The following is a 20,332-nucleotide window of genomic DNA, read 5'->3' as shown; positions in this document are numbered from 1 at the left end:
GGCCAACGCTGCGCCGACGGGGCGGCGTGCTGGAAACGCGCACCTCGCGCTATGCCGTTTTTAGCGGAAAACTATTAGAAATCAAGCCTCTGATCAACTATGATGTAACACCAAGGTTTCCGACATACGTCTTTTTTCCATGGCACTGCTTCCCATCCTCCGTTTCCCCGATCCCCGCCTGCACAAGAAGGCCAAGCCGGTCGCGGTGGTGGACGATCGTATCCGGAAGCTGGTCCGCGACATGGCCGACACCATGTACGAGGCGCCCGGCGTGGGGCTGGCGGCCACCCAGGTCGACGTACACGAACGCGTCATCGTCATCGACGTGTCCGAGGAAGGCAATCAGCTGCGCGCGCTGATCAATCCGGAAATCGTCTGGAAAAGTCCCGAACTGCAAACCTACGAAGAGGGTTGCCTGTCCGTTCCGGGGATCTACGACGAAGTCGAACGCGCCGCCCGCATTCGCTGCAAGGCATTGGACGAAAACGGCAATCCTTACGAATTCGAGGCCGAGGGCCTGCTTGCGGTTTGCGTGCAGCACGAAATCGATCATCTCGACGGCAAGGTTTTCGTCGAATATCTTTCGCCGCTCAAACAGAACCGCATCAAAACCAAAATGAAAAAGGCCGAGCGGGATACGCAGAAGGCCTGAATATCTTTTTCAGCGTCGCGGGAAGGAGCTGCCTCAGGGAAGGCGACAATCCTGCATCTCCCCCTGTTGCAAAAATCCGACTATCGACAGAAGGCGCCTGCAAACCAGGCGCCTTTTGTTTTGTTAGCTCGCACCCGTACTCCAGGCCATGCCAATCCTGGAACGGTTTTTCAAGGCCGGGATGAGATTCGGATCATGCCGTTCGTGATTTTCTATTTTCTTGATGTCCATTACCCATTTGAGGTATGGACGGTTTTTCTTGCGTCCCGATAGACTCGTTCGCCCTTAGCGATTGGCCGTCTGCCGGTTAATCAAGGCTGGTATGGGCATATACCTCACGAAGGCATTTACGGAGCAATTCATGGATTACAAGGTGGGCCGCCGGACGCTGCCGGCACTGTTGAGCATTGCCATTCTGAGCCTGGCCGCTTGCGGCGGCGGCGGTGGCGATGATGACGATCAGTCTTCTGCCAATCCTCCTTCCACATCGGTTCCGTCCACGCCTACGGCCGCTACGCGCCTGACTGGCACGGCCGCCACAGGGGCCGCGCTGGCCAATGTCTCCATCACGCTGACCGACGTCAATTTCAAGACGCTGACGGGCAGGACCAACGACGACGGCTCGTTCGTGTTCGACATCTCGGGCGTACAGGCTCCGTTCGTGCTGGTCGCAGCCGACCCCTCGGGCCGTTCAGTACCCATGGTGTCGCTGTTGACCGAAGTGCCTGCCGTGACGGGACCGAATCCCACTGCCGTAGTCAATCTGACGCCGCTGACCACTGCCGTGGCCGCACTGCTGGTCGAGTCGGGTGATCCCATTGCATTGACCCGGGATCCCGCGCTGCTCAACGTGTCGCCCGGCACGCTGCAGGGCGCCATCTCCGCCTTGAAGGCCGTGTTGGCCGACATCCTGTCCGCCAACGGTGTGCCTGCTGATTTCGATCCGTTCAACACCCCCTTCACCGCCGACCACAGCGGTGTGGATGCCGTCATCGACGCGCTGTCGTTGCAGAACACGCCCAACGGGCTGCGCATTGCTTCCATCGGCGACCCCTCCGCCGGCCGCGTGCTGAGCCAGAAGGCGCTGTCCGCCAACGGCTCGCTCGGCGAAAAGCTGCCCACGCCGTCCGTGGCCGCCAACTACCTGGCGGCCCTGCCAGTCGCGCTGCAAAGCTGCCTGGCCGACGGCAGTATCGGCGCCAATGAGGCCGCGTGCGGCACCGCCCTGTCGTCCAGCTACCGCTTCAACGGCCTGGCCAGTTTCCTCGATGCGCACATCGAGGCCGCCGCTGGCGTCACGGCCGTGGGCATGCCCAAGACGTTGACCTTGCTGAACGAAGGTAAGCGCGCCCTGGTCCAGATCCCTTACACGCTGGCCAACGGCACGACGGGCACGTGGACGGAATTCGTCGTCAATACGCCCAACGGCGGCTGGCAGATCCACGGCAATCAGCAGATCTATGAAGTGCGCCTGCGCAGCTTCCTGATGCGTAGCCAGACGCTGTCCGCGCCGGGCCAGTTCATCCTGGAGGCGGGAGTGCAGATCGGCATCCCCTACGGTGGCATGATCGATGGCCAGGAGGTGACGTTCGCGTCTGTGTCCGGTCCCGGTATTGCCGGCAAGGCCTGGCTGGCGCCCCGCACTGCGAACGGAGCGAGTTCGTTGGCACTCGTCATGGACTCAATCGATGAATTGCCCAACCCGATCCAGTTGCGTGTCTTCGACACCGCGCTGTATCGCTGGTCCTGGATGCCGTTCTTCGAGGACGGGGCCTACACCGCGCCGCGTTTGCCTGGCATCTACAACCGCGTCAGCCGCGTTTACGATGCGGCCACGATTCCCCCGTACTCGGCTTACACCGTGACTTTCTTCAATATAGAAGGGGTAAAGATCGGCGAGAACCAGGTGATCAATCCGGCGCTGCCCATGACCGCAGATGTCGGCCGCACGCTGAACGCCTGGCGTGAGTTGACCGACGAGACGGTGGCGTCCGTGCTGACGCCCTCGGGATCTCAGGCTGGCGATGTCCCGTCGGTGAAGCTGTCGTGGACGGAGACCTCCATCAACGGCGTCAACGTCACGCCGCCCCTGGCGACGACTCAGGTCAAGTCCACCGATCAGATGACGGGTGCCATGGTTCATGGCAACCGCCTCCGTGGCGACATGCCTACCGTGGCCAACGACGTCTACAGCCTGAGCGTCACGGCCGGCGTCCCGCAGAACGGCACCGTGTCCATCTGCGACCCCGCATGCAGCTTCCTGGCCCTGAACCCCGGTACGTCGCGTTCGGTTGAACTCAGCGGCCTGCTCAATGAAGCGTCGATCTACGACATCTTTTCGTTCTATACGCCCTTTCCTTCCGCACCTTGATTGAGATTGCCGGGACACCTCCGTGTTCCGGCGCAGTGAACCGACAAATGGCGCACGCAAACCGTGCGCCATTTTTCTTGATACCGGACGGTTACTCGCAGGTTCGCCACCCGCCAAGGCAGTTTGGCTGGGTTGGTTTGCGAATAATGTGGCGATGACGCCGCATTCGTGCGGGCCAGAATGTAACAATTCGGTTCGCATTTCGTATTGTGTTGTAACGTGTGCGAAATTATCAATAGGATGAGGCCGGTTTCATGGATGTCTCGCATGCACGCTACGACGCGCTTGTGCATGCGTTATACGAGGCCGCCTTGCATCCGTCGGCCTGGCGCGGCTTCTTTGCCGAACTGAACCGCGCCATCGAGGCATCCGCCGTTCTGCTGGCCCTGGACAAGCGCCAGGGTGTCCTGTCTTATCTCGACGGGCTTGATCTTCCTTCTTCCGGCCGGTCGCGCCGCCTGCAGCAGGGTGAACGCTTCGATCCGGCGTCGCCGATGCTGGCGCCATATGCCCTGGGCCAGTGGCTCCATGGCGAGACATTCGCCGCCAATGACCTTTTCCTCCAGGAACTGTCGGTGCCCGATGGCGCGCGCCATTCATCCGGCTGCAAGCTGCTGGACGACGATGCGGCCTGCGTGTTCTTCTGCGTGTTGCGCGACCCGGGTCGGCCACCACTGGGCGTGGAGGAAACGGGGTTTCTCGAACGCCTGACGCCGCATCTGCAACGGGCGGCACAGCTGCAGAGCCATCGTTTCGTGACGTCGACCAGGGCGCTGACCGGACATGCATTGCTCAACAAGCTGCGCCAGCCGCTGGCGCTGCTGGGGCCGGATGGCACGGTGGTGTCGATCAACGACGCGTGCAGGCGCCTGCTGGAGGCGACCGCCTTGCTCGCGTCGGCGGGCGGCATGCTCAAGTTGCCCGACCCGTTCCAGCGGCAATTCAACGAAGGGTGTGGCGCCTTGGTGGCCAGCCTGGGCGATGGGGCCGGCCTGTCCGCGGGCTATCGTTCCATGCAGGTCGCCTCGCCCGATTTTCCCGAGTCGGGCAGCGATGTGCTGTATGCGTTCTATACGCTGTTGATGCCGGAGCAACTGAACGATGTCTACGGCGTGCAGCCCCTGATCCTGGTGCTGTTCCACCATCCCGCCACGGCGGCGCCACTGGATGCGGAGTTGCTGGCCCAGACCTTCGACCTGACGCCGTCCGAGCTTCGTGTCAGCCGCATGCTGGCGGGCGGGTGCACCGTGAAGGAAATCGCCGCGCGAGCCGGCGTGCAGCACGACACGGTACGCAAGCAATTGCAGTCCATCTATCGCAAGACAACCACCAGCCGGCAGGCGGATCTGATCCGGCTGATGCTGCAACTGCCGTCCAACGCCTTCCTGGCGTGACGGGGACTTGCGCGCGTAGCAGAAGAATTTTGTAACAATGTTGCGCCGCTCCGACGTTTTAGTCGAATCGTCACGCAAAGCACAAAATCTTTCGCAATACTTGTCCGCAGATCCCGGAAGACCGCAGGCATGGGTCTTTTCCGAGTGCCCCCCGCGCCCCTGAATGCGCAATGAAGGCGATCGTCCGTACCGCCTCCACATCATGAGCCGCGATCGCGCTGGCCCCGCTGCCCGGGCCGTTCCTTGGTAGTGGTTCCCACACGCGGTTTCTCCTGATGATGCGATACGTTCCGTCCTGCACCTTGGCCGTGCGCGGTATTTCTGCGCGCCTGCTCCGCACCCATCCCAAGCGCGCCGCCGCGCGTTCCGCGGCCGTCTTCGCCGCCACGCTTGCCTGCCAAACGGCCGGCGCCCAGGAGGTATACGGCAATGCCGGCTTCCTGGGCGCCGGCATCGGTTATGCCCAGGGCATTTCGGAGTCGTTCACCGTGCGCGCCGATTTCAGCACCATGGGCACGATCAAGCACAGCGGCACCACCAACGATTATGACTACGACGGCAAATTCCGCAGCAACCAAGCCATGGTGTACGCGGATTGGTTTCCCTTCGACGCGGGATTTCGCCTGACGGCCGGCATCGGCTGGCGCGAGATGACGGGCTCGGCCGAGGCACGGCCCGACGAGAACGGCCGTATCCGTATCGGCGATACGCGCCTGCGCTACCGGGAGGGCGATCGGGCCCGCGCCAGGCTCGATTTCCCGAGGATCGCGCCTTACCTCGGTATCGGCTGGGGCCACAACGTCGTGCAGCGCGAGAAAGGATGGGGTTTCATCGCCGACATCGGCGTGCTGTTCGGCAAGCCCGACGTCAATATCGATGTGACCCCGGCGTTGTACACCCGCCTGGGCATCCGCTCGGGCGATGCCCAGCGCGAAATCGACAAGCAGCGCAACAAGATGCAGGACGACGCAAACTCGCTGCGCTTCTTCCCGCAGGCCTACGTGGGCGTGTCGTACACCTTCTGAGTCCGGTGCAAGGCGTGATCGCGGTATAAATCGGGCTGGATGCCATCGCGCCCCGTGCGCGGTGGCGCACTCTCGATTTTCATACCTGCCCATGCGCCTCGTTTTTGCCGGAACTCCCGAATTCGCCCGTATCGCCCTGGATGCCCTGCTGGCCGCCGGGCATGAGATCCCGCTGGTGTTGACCCAGCCCGACCGCCCCGCCGGCCGCGGACTGAAACTCACGCCCAGCCCGGTCAAGCAGGCGGCCCTGGCGGCTGGCATCGAGGTGGCCCAGCCGCGCAGCTTGCGCCTGGATGGCCGCTATCCGGACGAGGCGGCCGCCGCGCGCGACCTGCTGACCCGTGTCGCGCCCGAGATCATGGTGGTGGCCGCATACGGCCTGATCCTGCCGCAATGGACCCTGGAACTGCCTCCACGCGGCTGCCTCAACATCCACGCCAGCCTGCTGCCGCGCTGGCGCGGCGCCGCGCCCATCCAGCGCGCGATCGAGGCGGGCGATGCGCGGACCGGCGTGACCATCATGCAGATGGACGAGGGCCTGGACACGGGCGACATGTTGCTCGAACACGTCGTGCCGATCGGTCCGCAGCAGACCGCGGCCGAACTGCATGACGCCCTGGCCGAAGCGGGCGGGCAGGCCATCGTCGAGGCGCTGGCGGCCTTGCAGAACGGCGGGCTGACGGCGCACAAGCAGCCTGAAGCCGGCGTCACGTATGCCGCCAAGCTGGACAAAGCCGAGGCCGCGCTGGATTTCACCCAACCGGCCGAGACGCTGGCGCGCCGTATCCGGGCCTTCAACCCCGTGCCGGGCGCCACGCTGCGTCTGCCTGGGCTGGCCGATCCCGTGAAGGTGTGGCGTGCGCAGGCCCTGCCGGACAGTGCCGCTGGCGCCGAGCCGGGCAGCGTGCTGCGCGTGTCCGCCCAGGGCGTGGACGTGGCCACAGGGGCGGGCATGTTGCGCTTGCTCGAGCTGCAGAAGGCGGGCGGCAAGCGCCAGCCGGTGGAGGTGTTCGTGCAGGGCTGGCAACCGGCATAAGGCAGGCTGCCAGCGCGAGCCGCCGGGCTGGCACGGCCTGGCCGGGGCCGGCTGCCCTGGACGCTACGTCAGTTGCGCCGGGATATCGGCCACTTTCAGGAACAGCGCATCCGGAGATCCGGCACGTAGCGCATCGACGTGGTTGTAGCCCCAGGCCACGCAGCCCACCCGCACACCGGCCTGCCGCGCGGCGTCGATGTCGCGCAGTTCATCTCCGACCAGCACCAGTTGCCGCGGCGGCACGGCGTGGCGCGTCAGCAGGCGTTTCAGCTTGGCCGGCTTGCCGAACATGTCGGTGCCGCATTCGTAGTCGTCGAACAGCGGCTCGACCTCCGGACCCAGCACGCGCCGCACGTTGTCCAGCGAGTTCGAGCTGACCACGGCCAGCCGGACACCCGCGCGCTTCACCTGCGCCAGACTGTCGGCGATGCCGTCGAACAGCCGCACCTCGCCGGGGCCGGCTTCGGCCATGCGCTGGCGCACGTGGATCATGATGGCCGGCAGCTTCCAGAAGGGCACGCGCAGCATCTTCAGGATGTCCTGGGCGCTGCAATGGCGCATCTGCTGGCGCTCCTGCGCGCTGGGCTTGCGAAAGCCATAGCGGTCGGCCACGTCGTCCAGGATGCCGTCGAACCACGGCAGGGTGTCGGCCAGCGTGCCGTCGAAATCGAAGGCCGCGATCTCTGGCTTCAAGCGGTTTCCCGTGCGGGCTGCGGGCCGTTGCGGCGGATCCATTGCAGGATCGGCGCCAGTTCCTCGATGGCCGGGGCGGCGGCCACCACCCGGGCGGCATCGGTCCAGGGATAGGGCAGGCCGGTCAACCATTCGAGCACCGCTTCGCTGTCGCGCTCGGGCAGCGCCAGCATGGTCTCGATGGTGATGACCAGCTTGCTGGCCAGGTGCGGCTCGCGCTGGAAGGTCCAGTCGTAGCGGCCGCAGCCCACCCGCGCCTGGCCGGTGGCCTTCTCGGTCATCCCGACGATCCAGTCGCAGTCGTAGGTGTCCAGCACCGCGCCGTCTTCCGGCCGCGACAGATAGAACGTGTAGACGTTGTCGTAGGTCTGCCCGAAGCGGCGGACCAGCGTGTCGGTGATGGCGTCGCGGCCACGCGATTCGGGCGGGAATGCGATGGCCTCGGTGCGCAGCGCCATCTTCAGCAGCGCATCGGGCGCGAAGGCGCGCGTCATGTACCAGGGCCGGTTCTCGTCCTTGGCGTGAAAATAGTCGCGCAGCACGGCGGCGCTGTCACGCGCCTGGAGGGATGTTTTCAATGTTCGCCCTTTGCGATCCATTTGGACACCGTGGGAGCAGAGTAGGCGGCGAAGCGGTCGAGCAGCGCCGCGGGATCGGACTCGATCGTCAGCATGGCGCGGTGCTGCTCGCGCACGAAGGCTTCGTCGACGGTGTGGTCCAGGAAAGACGCCAACTGGTCGTAATAGCCGGCGATGTTGAGCAGGCCGCAGGGCTTGGCGTGCATGCCGAGCTGCGCCCAGGTCCAGGTCTCGAAGATCTCTTCCAGTGTGCCGGCGCCGCCGGGCAGCGCGACGAAGCCGTCGGACTCCTGCGCCATCAGTGTCTTGCGCTCGTGCATGGACTGCACCACGCGCAGTTCGGTCAGGCCGTGGTGCGCCAGTTCCTTGCGTACCAGCGATTCGGGGATGATGCCCAGTACGCGGCCGCCTTCGGCCAGCACGGCGTCGGCCACGGCGCCCATGATGCCGACGCTGGCGCCGCCGTACACCAGCCCCAGGCCGCGCCGCACGAGTTCGCGGCCGAAGGCCTGGGCCTGTTCGAGATAAACCGGTTGGCGGCCGCTGTTCGAGCCGCAGTACACGCAGATGTTCTTCAGAGGCATGGGAGGCGCCGGCGGGCTACGCCGGTTACAAAGTCGGAGAGAGACGCAAGAATGATTAACTAGTTTACGCAACTCGCCCGGCCTGCCGGCCGCGCTGCCCCACGGGCGGGGCGTTTCCGGCGCGCTTTCGGCCGCAAGAATTCGACACAGCACAAAAAAACGCCGTCGATACACTGGGTTGTTCCAGGCGTCCGGAGCGAGAAGGGACGCCTTCACCAGCCAGGAGTCAACGACATGAAACAGTCCACCCAGACCTCAGGTTCGTTCGATATGGACGTGCAGGCGATCCGCGCCAAGGCGCGCCAGGACATCGAGTCGGGCGCCGTCACCGACACCTATCGAGCCGACCGTGAAACGGTACTGAAGCTGCTGAACGAGGCGCTGGCCACCGAGGTGGTCTGTGTGCTGCGCTACAAGCGCCACTACTTCATGGCGCGCGGCCTGAACGCCGAGCCCGTGGCCGCCGAGTTCGCCGAGCATGCGGCCGAAGAGCAATCGCATGCCGACCGTCTGGCCGAGCGCATCGTGCAGCTGGGCGGCGAGCCCAACCTGTCGCCCGAGGGCCTGACCCAGCGCAGCCATTCCGAATACGTGGAAGGCACGACGTTGCAGGACATGATCAAGGAAAACCTGATCGCCGAGCGCATCGCCATCGACAGCTACCGCCGCATGGTCGACTACGTGGGCGACAAGGACTCGACCACGCGCCGCCTGCTGGAAGAGATCCTGGCGTCCGAGGAAGAGCACGCCGACGACCTGTCGGATTTCCTGGAAAAATGATGGCGCGAGCGAGGCCGGGACGCGTGTCCTGTAGGCGGCTGGCGGCGGACTACAGCAGGGCGTCGTAGGGCGCCTGCTTCAATGCCGCGGGGCACTGCTGCGGCGGCAGGTCCGCTGCCAGCGCAAAATCCGGGAATTCGAAACCCGGACCCACCGTGCAGCCGGCCAGCGCGTACTCGCCCGCCGGGCGCGCGGCCTGCCAGGCGCCCGCGGGCACGACCCGCACGGGCAAAGTATCGGCATCGACCGCGCCCAGCCGCCAGGTAACCACCTGCGTGGCCCCGGGCAGCAGCACCAGCAGGTCGACCGGTTCGCCTTCGTAGTGATGCCAGGCCTCGTCGGCCTCGACGCGGTGCCAGCGGCTGCACGCGCCGCGCGGCAGCAGGAAGAAGATGGACGTCAGCGCGCTGCGCGCCTGGCCGTCCGGCTGGCGCAGCACCGTCAGCCCCGAGCGGAAGATCTCGCGATACATGCCGCCTTCGGGATGCGGCTGCAGACGCAGCCGTTTCACCAGTTCCTGGGCGCGCTCGGGTGGCGTCACAGCGCCTCGCCCCACAGATCGTATTCGTCCGAATCCGTGATGCGCACGCGCACGATGTCGCCCGCGGCCAGCGGACGGTCGCTGTCGACGTAGACACAGCCGTCGATCTCCGGCGCGTCGGCGGCGGAGCGGCCGACGATGTCGCCGTCTTCGTCGGGGCCGTCGATCAGCACGTCGATCTCGCGGCCTACCTTTCTCTTCAGGCGCGCAGCCGAAATGGCCTGCTGGTGCTCCATGAAGCGTTCCCAGCGTTCCTGCTTGACCTCGTCCGGCACGGGGTCGGCCAGCGCGTTGGCAGGCGCGCCTTCCACCGGCGAGTACTGGAAACAGCCCACGCGATCGAGCTGGGCTTCGCTCATCCAGTCCAGCAGGTACTGGAAGTCTTCCTCGGTTTCGCCGGGGAAGCCGACGATGAAGGTCGAGCGTATCGTCAGGTCGGGGCAGATCTCGCGCCAGCGCTTGATGCGGGCCAGCGTCTTGTCCTCGAAGGCCGGGCGCTTCATCAGCTTGAGCACGCGCGGGCTGGCGTGCTGGAAGGGGATGTCCAGGTAGGGCAGGATCTTGCCTTCGGCCATCAGCGGAATCACCTCGTCCACGTGCGGGTACGGGTACACGTAGTGCAGGCGCGTCCACACGCCCATTTCGGACAGGGCCACGCACAGTTCCGTCATGCGCGTCTTGACCGGGCGGCCGTTCCAGAAGCCGCTGCGGAACTTCACGTCCACGCCGTAGGCGCTGGTGTCCTGCGAGATGACCAGCAGTTCCTTCACGCCGGCCTTGACCAGACGCTCGGCTTCGCTGAGCACGTCGCCCACCGGACGGCTGACCAGGTCGCCGCGCATCGACGGGATGATGCAGAAGCTGCAGCGGTGATTACAGCCTTCGGAGATCTTCAGGTAGGCGTAGTGGCGCGGCGTGAGCTTGATGCCCTGCGGCGGCACCAGATCCACATAGGGATTGTGGTTCTGCACGGGCGGCGCGGCCTGGTGCACGGCCTGCACCACTTGCTCGTACTGCTGCGGGCCGGTCACGGCCAGCACGCTGGGGTGCACCTGGCGGATGGCCGATTCTTCCACGCCCATGCAGCCCGTGACGATCACGCGGCCGTTGGCGGCGATGGCCTCGCCGATGGCTTCCAGCGACTCGGCCTTGGCGCTGTCGATGAAGCCACAGGTGTTGACCACGACCACGTCGGCGTTGTCGTAGCTGGGCGTGATCTGGTAGCCCTCGGTGCGCAGCTGGGTCAGGATGCGTTCCGAATCGACCAGGGCCTTCGGACAGCCCAGCGACACGAAGCCCACGCGCGGCACGTGGCCGTTGGCGGCGGCTGCGGCGATGGCGTCGCCCAGTTGCTTGCCGGTGTCATTGCCGGATGCCGTGTCGGCGGCGGGGCCGTTGCCGGCGCGGGATTTTTCCAGGATTTCCAATCTAGTTCACCGTAGTGTTCGTGTCGTCCGCATGCCAGGGCGGCAGGTCGCGCAGGGTCTCGGGGTGGAGGATGGCCACGCGCAACAGGGTCTTGGCCGCGCCCGACGGATTGCGGCGGCCTTGCTCCCAGTCCTGCAGGGTGCGCACGCTGACGCCGAGCAGTTCCGCGAAGTCTGCCTGGGGCAGGCCGACGCGGCTGCGGGCGTCGCTGATGTGCGACGGCTGCCACCGGTCGGCATGCGCCGGTGGGGCTGCTTTCTTCATGGTTCGTTCGTGGGTTGGGGGCGCGCTTGTCGGCGACTGTGCGCGGCCACCCGGGAGATTCGGGCCATCGTGCCGTAGGAGTGACCTTTGGGGCGACGAGGGGCAACGGAGGATTATACGGCATTGCCGTAGGCGAGAGCGATTCTCACCTGTGCGGGAGACCGAAGCTTCCTGGATCAGGTCTGTGGCGCCACGCAGGCTACGCGGACGGACGCGGGAAACGCCTTACCGCGAGCCGCTTCGGGCGCGCTTGCGCGCCACCGCCGGTGACGCCGTCAGTTCGTCGAACACTTGCTTCACGCACTCGGTGAAGCGCGTCGCCAGGAAACTGACGGGCAGGTGATCCGACGTGGCCGCATAGCTGTGGAACAGCACCTTCTCCGAGAACGGAATCTCGCACACGTCCGGCATGCGCAGCGCGCGCGCCACGATGGCGCTGACGATCGACACCCCCAGACCCTTGCCCACCATGGCGCATATCGTGGGCGCGTAGGGCGTCTCGATGGACATGATCCGCTTGTCGTCCGGAAAATGCCGGTCGATCTCAATGCGGTTGATGCTGCCGCCGGGTAGCGAGATGAAGTTCTCGTGCGCGAAATCGGCGGGGCGCAGGATAGCGTGGCTGGCCAGGCGGTGCGCGCGGCCCACCACGCCGACGCCGCGCGCGGAATTCAGCGTGTCGAAGCGCACGCCGGGCAGCTCGGTGCGCAGCGAGCAGAAGCCGATATCGCAATGACCCGTGACCACCCACTTGGCGACCACATCGGAACGGCCCTGGTTGATGACGACCGGGATGTCGCCGTGGTCCTGGCGGAACCGCAGCAGGGCGTCCGGCAGCACATATTGCGTGATCGATCCCACCGCGCCCACTCGCAGCACGCCGGTGCCGCGGCGCCGGATCGAGTCGGCGCTGTCGCCCAGCGATTCCAGGCCGATGAAGGCGCGTTCCACGTCGGCATGGAACGCCTCGGCCTCGGCGGTGGGGATGAGCTTGGTGCCGATGCGCTGGAACAGCGCGAATCCCACCGAGGCCTCCAGCAGCGCGATCCACCGGCTGACGTTGGGCTGCGAGGTATGCAGCAGACCCGCCGCCGTGGTCATCGAGCGCGTCATCATCACCGCGCGAAACGCTTCCACCTGTTTGAAATTCATCCGCTGATCCGTGTGCGCGGCAGGGACGGCCGCAACGTGGAAAAAGCATATCAAATTTGTATGAGAAGCTGTAAATCTATGATTTGACGCATAAATTGCCCGGTTCCACACTGATCCCATTCTCTACAGCCGAAGACAGACATGGAATCGAAAGTCAGCCGCCGCCTTACCCAGCCTCCTGCTCCCGAGGTCATCCAATACATCTTCCAGCCGCGCACCAGCCGCGAATTCTTCACCGCCAACTTCGGCATCCTGACGCGCATCAACCTCGCGCACCTGCTGATGCTCGACCGCCAGGGCATCCTCGAACATGGCGTGGCGCAACGCCTGGCCGAAGCGCTGCTGCAAATGCGCGAGGCCGGGCCGGACGCCGTGCCACTAGATCCCGCCCGCGAGGATGCCTATTTCAACTACGAAGCCCACCTGATCCAGCAGGTCGGCCAGGACGTGGGCGGCCGCCTGCATACCGCCCGCAGCCGCAACGACATGAGCGCCACGAACGACCGCATCCGCGCCCGCGACTACGCGTTGCGCATCGGCGGCCTGCTGGCGGACATCGTCACCGAGGCGCTGGACCAGGCCGAACGCTATGCCCACCATGTGATGCCGGGGTACACGCACATGCAGGCGGCGCAGCCGATCACCTATGGCTATTACCTGGCGGCGCTGGCCGATGCCTGGTCGCGCGACCTCGGCCGGCTGCTGCACGTGTTGCAATCGCTGGATGGCTGCCCCCTGGGCGCCTGCGCGCTGGCGGGCACGTCGTTCGGCATCGACCGTGCCTACACCAGCGAGATGCTGGGCTTCAGCCAGCCCCTGGCCAATGCGCTGGATGGGGTGGCCTCGCGCGATTTCGCGCTGGAACTGAGCGCGGCGCTGTCGGTGCTGGCGGTAACGTGCAGCCGCATGGTGCAGGACTTCTATATCTGGTCCACGCCGGAGTTCGGCTACCTGTCCTTTCCGGACAGCATCGCCAGCACGTCCAGCATCATGCCGCAGAAGAAGAACCCGGCCGTCCTGGAGTACCTGCGCGGCAAGACCGCGCACCTGATCGGGCTGACCTCGGCGGCGCTGACCGCCGTCAAGTCCACGCACTTCACGCATTCGGGCGACAGCAGCCGGGAAAGCACGCGCACCTGCTGGGAAAGCTGCGAGGAGACGCTGAAGTCGCTGGCCCTGGTGAAGCTGCTGGTGCAACGCGTCGAACCCGACCGCCAGCGGATGGCGGCGCGCGCGGCGGACGATTTCTCGACCGTCACGGACCTGGCGGACCTGTTGGTGCGCCGCGCGGACATGTCGTTCCGCGATGCGCACCACATCATCGGCGCCGTCGTGCGGCGGGCGCTGGATGCGGGCCAGGGCGCCAGCGCGATATCGGCGGACATGATCGACGACGCCGCGCTCGAGCAAGTGGGCCGCAAGGCCGGCCTGCCGTCGCCGGACATCGCGGCGTGCCTGGACCCGCAGCGCAACGTGTCCGCGCGGCAGTCGCTGGGCGGGCCGGCGCCGCACGCCGTGCTGGCGCATATCGCGCGGCGGCGGTCCGCCGTCGGCCAGGCACGCCAGGGCTTCACGGCAATCCAGCAACGCATCGACCAGGCCGACCAGGCGCTGGACCAACAGGCCAGGGCGCTGGCCGCCTGATCGCGGAGCCTGCCGCGAGAGGACTTTTCTAAGACACACAGACAAGGGGAAACATCATGTGGAAACGCCATTTGGCGCTCGCCGTACTATCGGGCGCCTGCCTCAACGTGCAGGCCCAGGCCGACTATCCGAACAAGGCCATCGAGCTGGTGGTGCCGTTCGCCCCGGGCGGCACCGTGAACCTGACCGCGCGCATGCTGGCCACGCGCATGTCCGAGGCGCTGAAGCAGCCCGTCATCGTGGAGAACAAGCCGGGCGCGGGCGGCAACATCGGCGCGGGCTATGCCGCCAAGGCGCGGGGCGACGGCTATACATTGCTGTACGCCACCATGGGCAACCAGGTCATCCAGCCGCTGGTCAGCAGGAACCTGCCGTATTCGCCGTCCAGGGATTTCGTGCCCATCGCCCTGTTCGCCACCGTGCCCAACGTGCTGGCCGTGTCCGCCGATATCCCCGCCAAGACCATCGGCGAGCTGGTGCAGTACGCCAGGCAGAATCCCGGCGAGCTGAACATGGGGTCGGCCGGCATCGGCTCGGTGAACCACATGGTGGGCGAGCTGTTCATGTACCGGGCGGGGGTGAAGTTCTCGCACGTGCCGTACAAGGGAGCGGGGCCGGCCGCCACGGACCTGCTGGCCGGGCAGATCCAGGTGCTGTTCGTCAATCTGCCCACCGTTCAGCCCTATCTGAAGTCCGGCAAGATCCGCATCCTGGGCGTGGCCAGCGATAAGCGCGCCACATCCATGCCCGACGTGCCGACTTTCGCCGAGGCCGGAGTGAAAGGCGCCGAGACCGAATCGTGGTCGGCGTTGATGGCGCCGGCGTCCACTCCGCCCACCGTTGTGCAGACGTTGCAGGAGACCGTCACGGCCATCACCCGCGATCCCGCCTTCGTCAAGATGCTGGAAGAGCAGGGCGCGCAACCCCTGGCGGGCGGCGGACAGGAGCTTCGGGCCCTGATCGAGGCGGATACCCGGCGGTGGCAGGAGGTCGTGCGGCACGCGGACATCCAGCTGGACTGAGCCAGGCGATGGGCCTGTCACCGGGTGGACGCACGGCCGTGTTTCAATAGTGCCTACGCCCCACGCCTGATCCGGCCCCGCGCGGCCGCCTGCCGACCCATGACTCCCGCTACCCTGCTTGCCGGCCGCAAGGCCATCGTCTTCGACCTGGACGGCACTTTGCTGGACACCCTGGCGGACATCCGAGAAGCCATGAGCGATGGCCTGATCGAATGCGGCCATCCCGCCCTGCCGGCCGACTACGTGCTGCCCAACCTGTACGGCGCGTTTCCGGCGGCGCTGACCTCGATGATGGCCGAGCGCGGCGTGCCCGAATCCGACTACGCGGCGGTCATCGCCGCCTATGGCCGCCACTACGAAGCCCGCGCGCATCGCAGTTCGGTGCCGTATCCCGGCCTGATCGAGTTCCTGGACGATTGCCGGCAGCGCGGCGTACGCCTGGGCGTATGCACCAACAAGAGGCATGCGCCGGCGCTGCAGGCCTTGCAGCAGACCGGCATCCTGCCGTACTTCGACCACGTATCCGGCTGCGATACGGTCGAGCGCCCCAAGCCCGATCCGCTGCCGCTGCTGCAGGCCCTGCAGGTTCTGGGCGCCGCGCCCGCCGAGGGGGCCTACCTGGGCGATACCCACGTCGACGCGCAGACGGCCAGCCGCGCCGGCGTGCCGTTCCTGTACTTCCGCTCGGGCTACGGCAGCCCGCTGGTGCACGATTACCCCATTGCCGCCAGCTTCGACGCCTACGCCGAGTTGATGGCCGGCGACGAAATGGTCGCCTGACGCAATTCCCGGCCCGTGCCCCTCGCGGGCGGCCCGTCGCGGTGGATTTCTGTCTGCCGCACGCCTCGCGTCGGCCAGTCCGCCCGTGCTCCAGCTACCATAGCGGTCTTGCATAAGCATTTCTCGCCATGTCGCTGCCATCTTCCGAAGCCCGTTCCTGGGCGCCGCCCCTGTCCCGTACCTTGTTGGCCGCCGCTTCCGCCGTGCAGGCCGTGGGCGAGGGCGACTCCCTGACAGAGGCGCTGGCGCGTATCGACCCGCCGCTGCGGCCCAGTGCACAGGCCCTGGCCTTCCACGCCATGCGCTACATGGGGTGGGCCGACGAGATCGCCGCCGAGATGGTGCGCAAATCCCCCGGCGCGCTGTTCGATGCGCTGCTGTGCACCGCCCTGACGCTGTTGCGTCCGGCGGGGCAGGAGCCCGTGCCCGGCATGCCGGTCTATGCGCCCCATACGGTGGTCGACCAGGCCGTCGAGGCCGTCGCCAACTCGCGCCAGCTGGTCACCTACAAGGGCCTGCTCAACGCCTGCCTGCGCCGGTTCCTGCGCGAGCACGAGGCGCTGGAACGTGCGGTGGCGCAGCAGCCGCGCGTGCGGTGGAACCACCCCAACTGGTGGATCGAGCAGGTGCGCCACGATTATCCCGACCAGTGGCAGCAACTGCTGCTGGCGGCCAATGTGCCGGCGCCGCTCACGCTGCGGGTCAACCGGCGGCGCGCCACGCGCCAGTCGGTGCTCGACGCCTTCCAGGCCCAGGGCATCGCGGCCACGCCCGTAGGGCAGGATGGCTTGGTCCTGGCCCAACCGCGGCCCGTTACCCAACTGCCGGGTTTCGCGGAAGGCTGGTGGTCGGTGCAGGACGCCGGCGCGCAATTGGCCGCGCCATTGCTGGAACCCCGTGACGGCATGCGGGTGTTGGACGCCTGCGCCGCGCCGGGCGGCAAGACCGCCCATCTGCTGGAACTGGCCGACGTGGAGTTGCTGGCGCTGGATACCGATGCGCAACGGCTGGAGCGCGTCGGCGAGAACCTGGCGCGCCTGGGATTGGCATCCGACCGCGCGAAACTGGCCGTGGCTGACGCATCCCACCTGTCGGCATGGTGGGACGGCAAGCCCTTCGACGCCGTGCTGGCCGACGTGCCCTGCACCGCCTCGGGCATCGTGCGCCGCCATCCCGACATCCGCTGGCTGCGCCGCGCCGACGACGTGGCCCGCACCGCCAGGCTGCAGGCCCGCATCGTCGATGCGTTATGGAAAACAGTGGCGCCCGGCGGACGCCTGCTCTACGTGACCTGCTCGATCTTCCCGGCCGAAGGAGAGGCGCAGGCCGAGGCCTTCGCGCGCCGGCATCCCGATGCACGGCGCCTGCCGGCGCCCGGCCAGTTGCTGCCGGTTGCCATCGGCGCAACACCCGAGCAGCAGCACGACGGATTTTTCTACGCGTCGTTTGCCAAGCAGTCCTGAATCCCCAAGAATAGGTGGCATGTCCGCGCGCATACGCTGCAAATTCATGATTTCACGCTTGTTTTCCGTGCTGTTGTTTGCAATCGTGCTCTTGCCGCTGGGTGTGGGCCAGGTCGCCCATGCCGCCGATCCCCATGTGATGCGCATCGATCCGGTCGTGCGCGAGGGCAAGCTCGAGATCGACGCCGACGTGCGGTTCGAACTCAACGACCAACTGCGCGACGCCGCCCAGCGCGGCGTGCCCCTGTATTTCACCGCCGACGTGGTCATCACCCGGTCCCGCTGGTGGTGGCTCGACCGTACCGAGGTCGAAACCAGCATGACCTGGCGCATCGTCTACAACGCGCTCACCCGGCAGTGGCGCGCGGGGGCGGACGAACTTTCCCTGCCCGTGGCGTCGCTGGACGAGGCCATGGAGATGGTGCGCAACATCCGCCACTGGCAGGTCATCGGCACCGACAAGCTCGAGCCGGACGTGCGCTATAGCGGCCAGTTGCGCGTGCGGCTGGATACCTCGATGCTGGCCCGGCCGTTCCAGGTCAATGCGCTGAACAGCAGTTCCTGGTCGCCGGCCACCCCCTGGACCGACTTCTCCTTTTCCCTGTCGCGATCGCCCCACGATCCCTCATGAGACGCTTCCTTCGCATCGCCCTCATCATTGGCGCGATCAGCGGTTTGTCCCTGATGGGCCTGCTGGCCTGGTCGACGGGCAACGCTTCGCGTTTCGCGCGCTACTACGACACGCTGCTGGTGCTCAACGGCGTGTTCGCCTTCGCCCTGTTCGTCTGGGTCGTGGCGCTGACGGTGAGGCTGGCGCGCCAGATCCGGCGTCGCCAGTTCGGGGCGCGGCTGACCGCACGGTTCGCGCTGGCCTTCGCGCTGATCGGCGTGGTGCCGGGTGCGCTGATCTACGTGCTGTCCGTGCAGTTCATGTCGCGCTCGATCGAGTCGTGGTTCAACGTGCGGGTCGACAGCGCGCTCGAGGCCGGCCTGAACCTGGGCCGCGCGGCGCTGGACTCGCAACTGGCCGACCTGGATGCCCGCGCGCGCGGCATGGCCGCCGAGCTGAGCAACCTGAACGACGCCGACATCCCATTGACCCTGACCCGCCTGCGCGAGAACAACGGCGTGCAGGAAGCCATGGTGTTCACGGGCAGCGGCCGGCCGCTGGCGTTTTCCACCAACCAGTACGGCCAGTTGCTGCCGCCCACGCCGCCGCCCGCCGTGCTGAACCAGTTGCGCATGGCGCGCAACTATTCGGCCGCCGAGGCCGATGATCCCGTCAAGTCCGACGCCGATGCGAGCCTGCACCTGCGTGTGGTGGTGCCGCTGGCCGTGCCCGCGCGCATCGACGGCATCCTGGGCGGCCCGGCCGAGCCGCGCTGGCTGCAACTGGTGCAGCCCGTGCCCGAGCAGATCGCCCACAACGCCAACCGCGTGCAGCAGGGTTTCCGCGACTACCAGGAGCTTGCCCTGTCCCGGTTGGGGCTGCGCAAGCTGTACGGCATCACCCTGACACTGGCCCTGTTGCTGTCCGTGTTCAGCGCCATCGCGGTCGCCCTGTCGCTGTCCAAGCGGCTGGTGCGGCCGCTCTTGCGGCTGGCCGCGGGTACGCAGGCGGTGGGGGTGGGCGATTACCGCCCGCTGCCCGAACCGCCCGAGCGCGACGAGGTCGGCCAACTGACGCGCTCGTTCAACGCCATGACCCGCCAGCTCGACGAAGCCCGCCAGATGGTCGAGAGCAACCGGCGCCAGCTGGAACGCTCCAACGTCTATCTCGAAAGCGTCATGGCCAACCTGTCGTCGGGCGTGCTGGTGTTCGACGAAGGGTTCCGCGTCACTACCGTGAACCAGGGCGCGCAGACCATTCTGCAGGCGGACCTGCGCTCGGTCATCGGCAGGCCGCTGGAAACGGTGGATGGCATGATCGAGTTTGCCCAGGTCATCCGGCAGGCCTTCGCCGGGCACGCGGCAGTGGGGTCCGAGCGCACCCACTGGCAGCAGCAGTTCGAGGTGCGGCCGGGCCAGGGCGAACCCGTGGCGCTGCTGGCGCGCGGCACGCATCTCAGCGTGGACGGCCGCGGCAACGGCTACATGGTGGTGTTCGACGACATCACCGAAGTCATCTCGGCCAATCGCACCGTGGCCTGGGGCGAAGTGGCGCGCCGCCTGGCGCACGAGATCAAGAATCCGCTGACGCCCATCCAGCTATCGGCCGAACGCCTGGCCATGAAGCTGGCGGACCGCCTCGAGCCCGCCGATGCCCAGATGCTGACGCGCGCCACCAATACCATCGTCAATCAGGTCGGCTCGCTCAAGCAGATGGTGGACGACTTCCGCGAGTACGCGCGTACGCCGCCCGCGGTGATGCAGCGGGTGGATTTCAACTCTCTGGTGGGCGATGTCCTGGCGCTGTATGGCTGGGGCGAAAGCGGCGAGGGGCCGCGTCCGCTGAACCTGGACGTGCAACTGGGCTCGGATCTGCCCGAGATCGAGGGCGATTCGACACAACTGCGCCAGGTCATCCACAATCTGCTGACCAACGCGCGCGACGCGGTGGCCGAGCAGGGCGAGGCGGGCCGCGTGCGCGTGTCCACGCAGTTGGTGCAGAGCGAACAACCCGACGGATCGAAGCAGTGCGCGGTCCGTTTCATCGTGGCCGATACCGGTCCCGGCTTCCCGCCGCAGGTCATGCAAAAGGCTTTCGAGCCCTACGTGACCACAAAGGCCCATGGAACTGGGTTAGGATTAGCCATCGTTCGCAAGATCGTTGACGAGCACGGAGGGCGCATCGATCTTGCCAATCGTAAAGAGGGCGGGGCTCGCATATCGATCCTGCTGACGCGCCTGGCGCCACCATCCGATACTATGGTGGACGCGGCACGTCGAGAAAAGGATAATGCGGCGACGCAATAGGTGAGAGGT

19 protein-coding genes are annotated in these 20,332 nt (G+C 66.4%); 12 read left to right on the top strand and 7 right to left on the bottom strand.

What is annotated here, in order from left to right:
• Positions 1–139: 139 nt before the first annotated feature.
• The 5 genes from def (at position 140) to fmt (ending at position 6,478) form a co-directional block, all read left to right on the top strand.
• Complete coding sequence (gene def / locus A7W11_RS20955; RefSeq protein WP_066418575.1) at positions 140–652, top strand: peptide deformylase; 513 nt, start codon at positions 140–142, stop codon at positions 650–652.
• Positions 653–1,013: 361 nt separating this feature from the next.
• On the top strand, positions 1,014–3,023 hold the full coding sequence (locus tag A7W11_RS20950; protein WP_066418567.1) for a hypothetical protein: 2,010 nt from the start codon (positions 1,014–1,016) through the stop codon (positions 3,021–3,023).
• A gap of 254 nt (positions 3,024–3,277) precedes the next feature.
• A complete protein-coding gene (locus A7W11_RS20945; RefSeq protein ID WP_066418565.1) occupies positions 3,278–4,417 on the top strand; it encodes a helix-turn-helix transcriptional regulator in 1,140 nt (379 codons plus the stop codon).
• A gap of 275 nt (positions 4,418–4,692) precedes the next feature.
• The gene (locus A7W11_RS20940) at positions 4,693–5,442 is read left to right on the top strand and encodes a hypothetical protein (protein ID WP_156523179.1); all 750 of its coding nucleotides are present in this window, start codon (positions 4,693–4,695) and stop codon (positions 5,440–5,442) included.
• 91 nt (positions 5,443–5,533) lie between these two features.
• Positions 5,534–6,478: a methionyl-tRNA formyltransferase gene (fmt, locus tag A7W11_RS20935; RefSeq protein WP_066418560.1), complete on the top strand. Its 945-nt coding sequence runs from the start codon at positions 5,534–5,536 to the stop codon at positions 6,476–6,478.
• A 63-nt stretch (positions 6,479–6,541) separates the two neighbouring features.
• Here the strand turns inward: fmt and A7W11_RS20930 are convergent, their stop codons facing one another.
• From A7W11_RS20930 to A7W11_RS20920, 3 genes are read right to left on the bottom strand one after another with little or no spacing between them, the layout of a single operon-like run.
• Positions 6,542–7,171 carry an HAD-IA family hydrolase gene (locus A7W11_RS20930; protein WP_066419327.1) on the bottom strand — a complete coding sequence of 210 codons (630 nt, stop codon included), beginning with the start codon at positions 7,169–7,171 and terminating at the stop codon, positions 6,542–6,544.
• Complete coding sequence (locus A7W11_RS20925) at positions 7,168–7,749, bottom strand: hypothetical protein (RefSeq protein ID WP_235816932.1); 582 nt, start codon at positions 7,747–7,749, stop codon at positions 7,168–7,170. Before A7W11_RS20925 ends, A7W11_RS20930 begins: the two co-directional genes overlap by 4 nt.
• Positions 7,746–8,333: an LOG family protein gene (locus tag A7W11_RS20920; RefSeq protein WP_066418553.1), complete on the bottom strand. Its 588-nt coding sequence runs from the start codon at positions 8,331–8,333 to the stop codon at positions 7,746–7,748. Before A7W11_RS20920 ends, A7W11_RS20925 begins: the two co-directional genes overlap by 4 nt.
• Positions 8,334–8,567: 234 nt before the next feature.
• Here A7W11_RS20920 and A7W11_RS20915 point away from each other — a divergent pair, with 234 nt between their 5' ends.
• Complete coding sequence (locus tag A7W11_RS20915) at positions 8,568–9,113, top strand: ferritin-like domain-containing protein (protein WP_066418551.1); 546 nt, start codon at positions 8,568–8,570, stop codon at positions 9,111–9,113.
• A gap of 49 nt (positions 9,114–9,162) precedes the next feature.
• Here the strand turns inward: A7W11_RS20915 and A7W11_RS20910 are convergent, their stop codons facing one another.
• The 4 genes from A7W11_RS20910 to A7W11_RS20895 form a co-directional block, all read right to left on the bottom strand.
• Positions 9,163–9,654 (bottom strand): cupin domain-containing protein, encoded by a 492-nt coding sequence (locus A7W11_RS20910; protein ID WP_066418545.1) that lies wholly within the window; start codon positions 9,652–9,654, stop codon positions 9,163–9,165.
• Positions 9,651–10,964, bottom strand: a complete 1,314-nt coding sequence (rimO, locus tag A7W11_RS20905; RefSeq protein ID WP_066419325.1) for a 30S ribosomal protein S12 methylthiotransferase RimO — start codon at positions 10,962–10,964, stop codon at positions 9,651–9,653. The genes A7W11_RS20910 and rimO overlap by 4 nt, the downstream gene beginning before the upstream one ends.
• Before the next feature lie 118 nt (positions 10,965–11,082).
• A complete protein-coding gene (locus tag A7W11_RS20900; protein ID WP_066418539.1) occupies positions 11,083–11,346 on the bottom strand; it encodes a helix-turn-helix domain-containing protein in 264 nt (87 codons plus the stop codon).
• 225 nt (positions 11,347–11,571) lie between these two features.
• Positions 11,572–12,498 carry a LysR substrate-binding domain-containing protein gene (locus A7W11_RS20895; RefSeq protein ID WP_066418537.1) on the bottom strand — a complete coding sequence of 309 codons (927 nt, stop codon included), beginning with the start codon at positions 12,496–12,498 and terminating at the stop codon, positions 11,572–11,574.
• Positions 12,499–12,639: 141 nt separating this feature from the next.
• On the opposite strand from A7W11_RS20895, the gene argH reads away from it, so the two are divergent.
• The 6 genes from argH (at position 12,640) to A7W11_RS20865 (ending at position 20,323) form a co-directional block, all read left to right on the top strand.
• Positions 12,640–14,142, top strand: coding sequence for an argininosuccinate lyase (gene argH / locus A7W11_RS20890; protein WP_066418532.1), 1,503 nt, complete (start codon positions 12,640–12,642; stop codon positions 14,140–14,142).
• A gap of 56 nt (positions 14,143–14,198) precedes the next feature.
• A complete protein-coding gene (locus A7W11_RS20885) occupies positions 14,199–15,164 on the top strand; it encodes a Bug family tripartite tricarboxylate transporter substrate binding protein (protein ID WP_066418526.1) in 966 nt (321 codons plus the stop codon).
• A 99-nt stretch (positions 15,165–15,263) separates the two neighbouring features.
• Positions 15,264–15,944, top strand: a complete 681-nt coding sequence (locus tag A7W11_RS20880) for an HAD family hydrolase (RefSeq protein ID WP_066418524.1) — start codon at positions 15,264–15,266, stop codon at positions 15,942–15,944.
• 128 nt (positions 15,945–16,072) lie between these two features.
• Positions 16,073–17,407: a 16S rRNA (cytosine(967)-C(5))-methyltransferase RsmB gene (rsmB, locus tag A7W11_RS20875; protein ID WP_066418510.1), complete on the top strand. Its 1,335-nt coding sequence runs from the start codon at positions 16,073–16,075 to the stop codon at positions 17,405–17,407.
• A 19-nt stretch (positions 17,408–17,426) separates the two neighbouring features.
• Entirely contained in the window at positions 17,427–18,038 is a 612-nt protein-coding gene (locus A7W11_RS20870) for a DUF4390 domain-containing protein (RefSeq protein ID WP_156523178.1), read from the top strand.
• Positions 18,035–20,323 (top strand): sensor histidine kinase, encoded by a 2,289-nt coding sequence (locus tag A7W11_RS20865; protein WP_066418508.1) that lies wholly within the window; start codon positions 18,035–18,037, stop codon positions 20,321–20,323. The genes A7W11_RS20870 and A7W11_RS20865 overlap by 4 nt, the downstream gene beginning before the upstream one ends.
• Positions 20,324–20,332 lie beyond the last annotated feature (9 nt).

The sequence above is a fragment of the Bordetella ansorpii genome, assembly GCF_900078315.1.
In the GTDB taxonomy this organism is placed as follows: domain Bacteria; phylum Pseudomonadota; class Gammaproteobacteria; order Burkholderiales; family Burkholderiaceae_B; genus Bordetella; species Bordetella ansorpii.
Note: the sequence above shows the minus strand (reverse complement) of the source record. Positions and strands in the feature narration are given on the sequence as shown.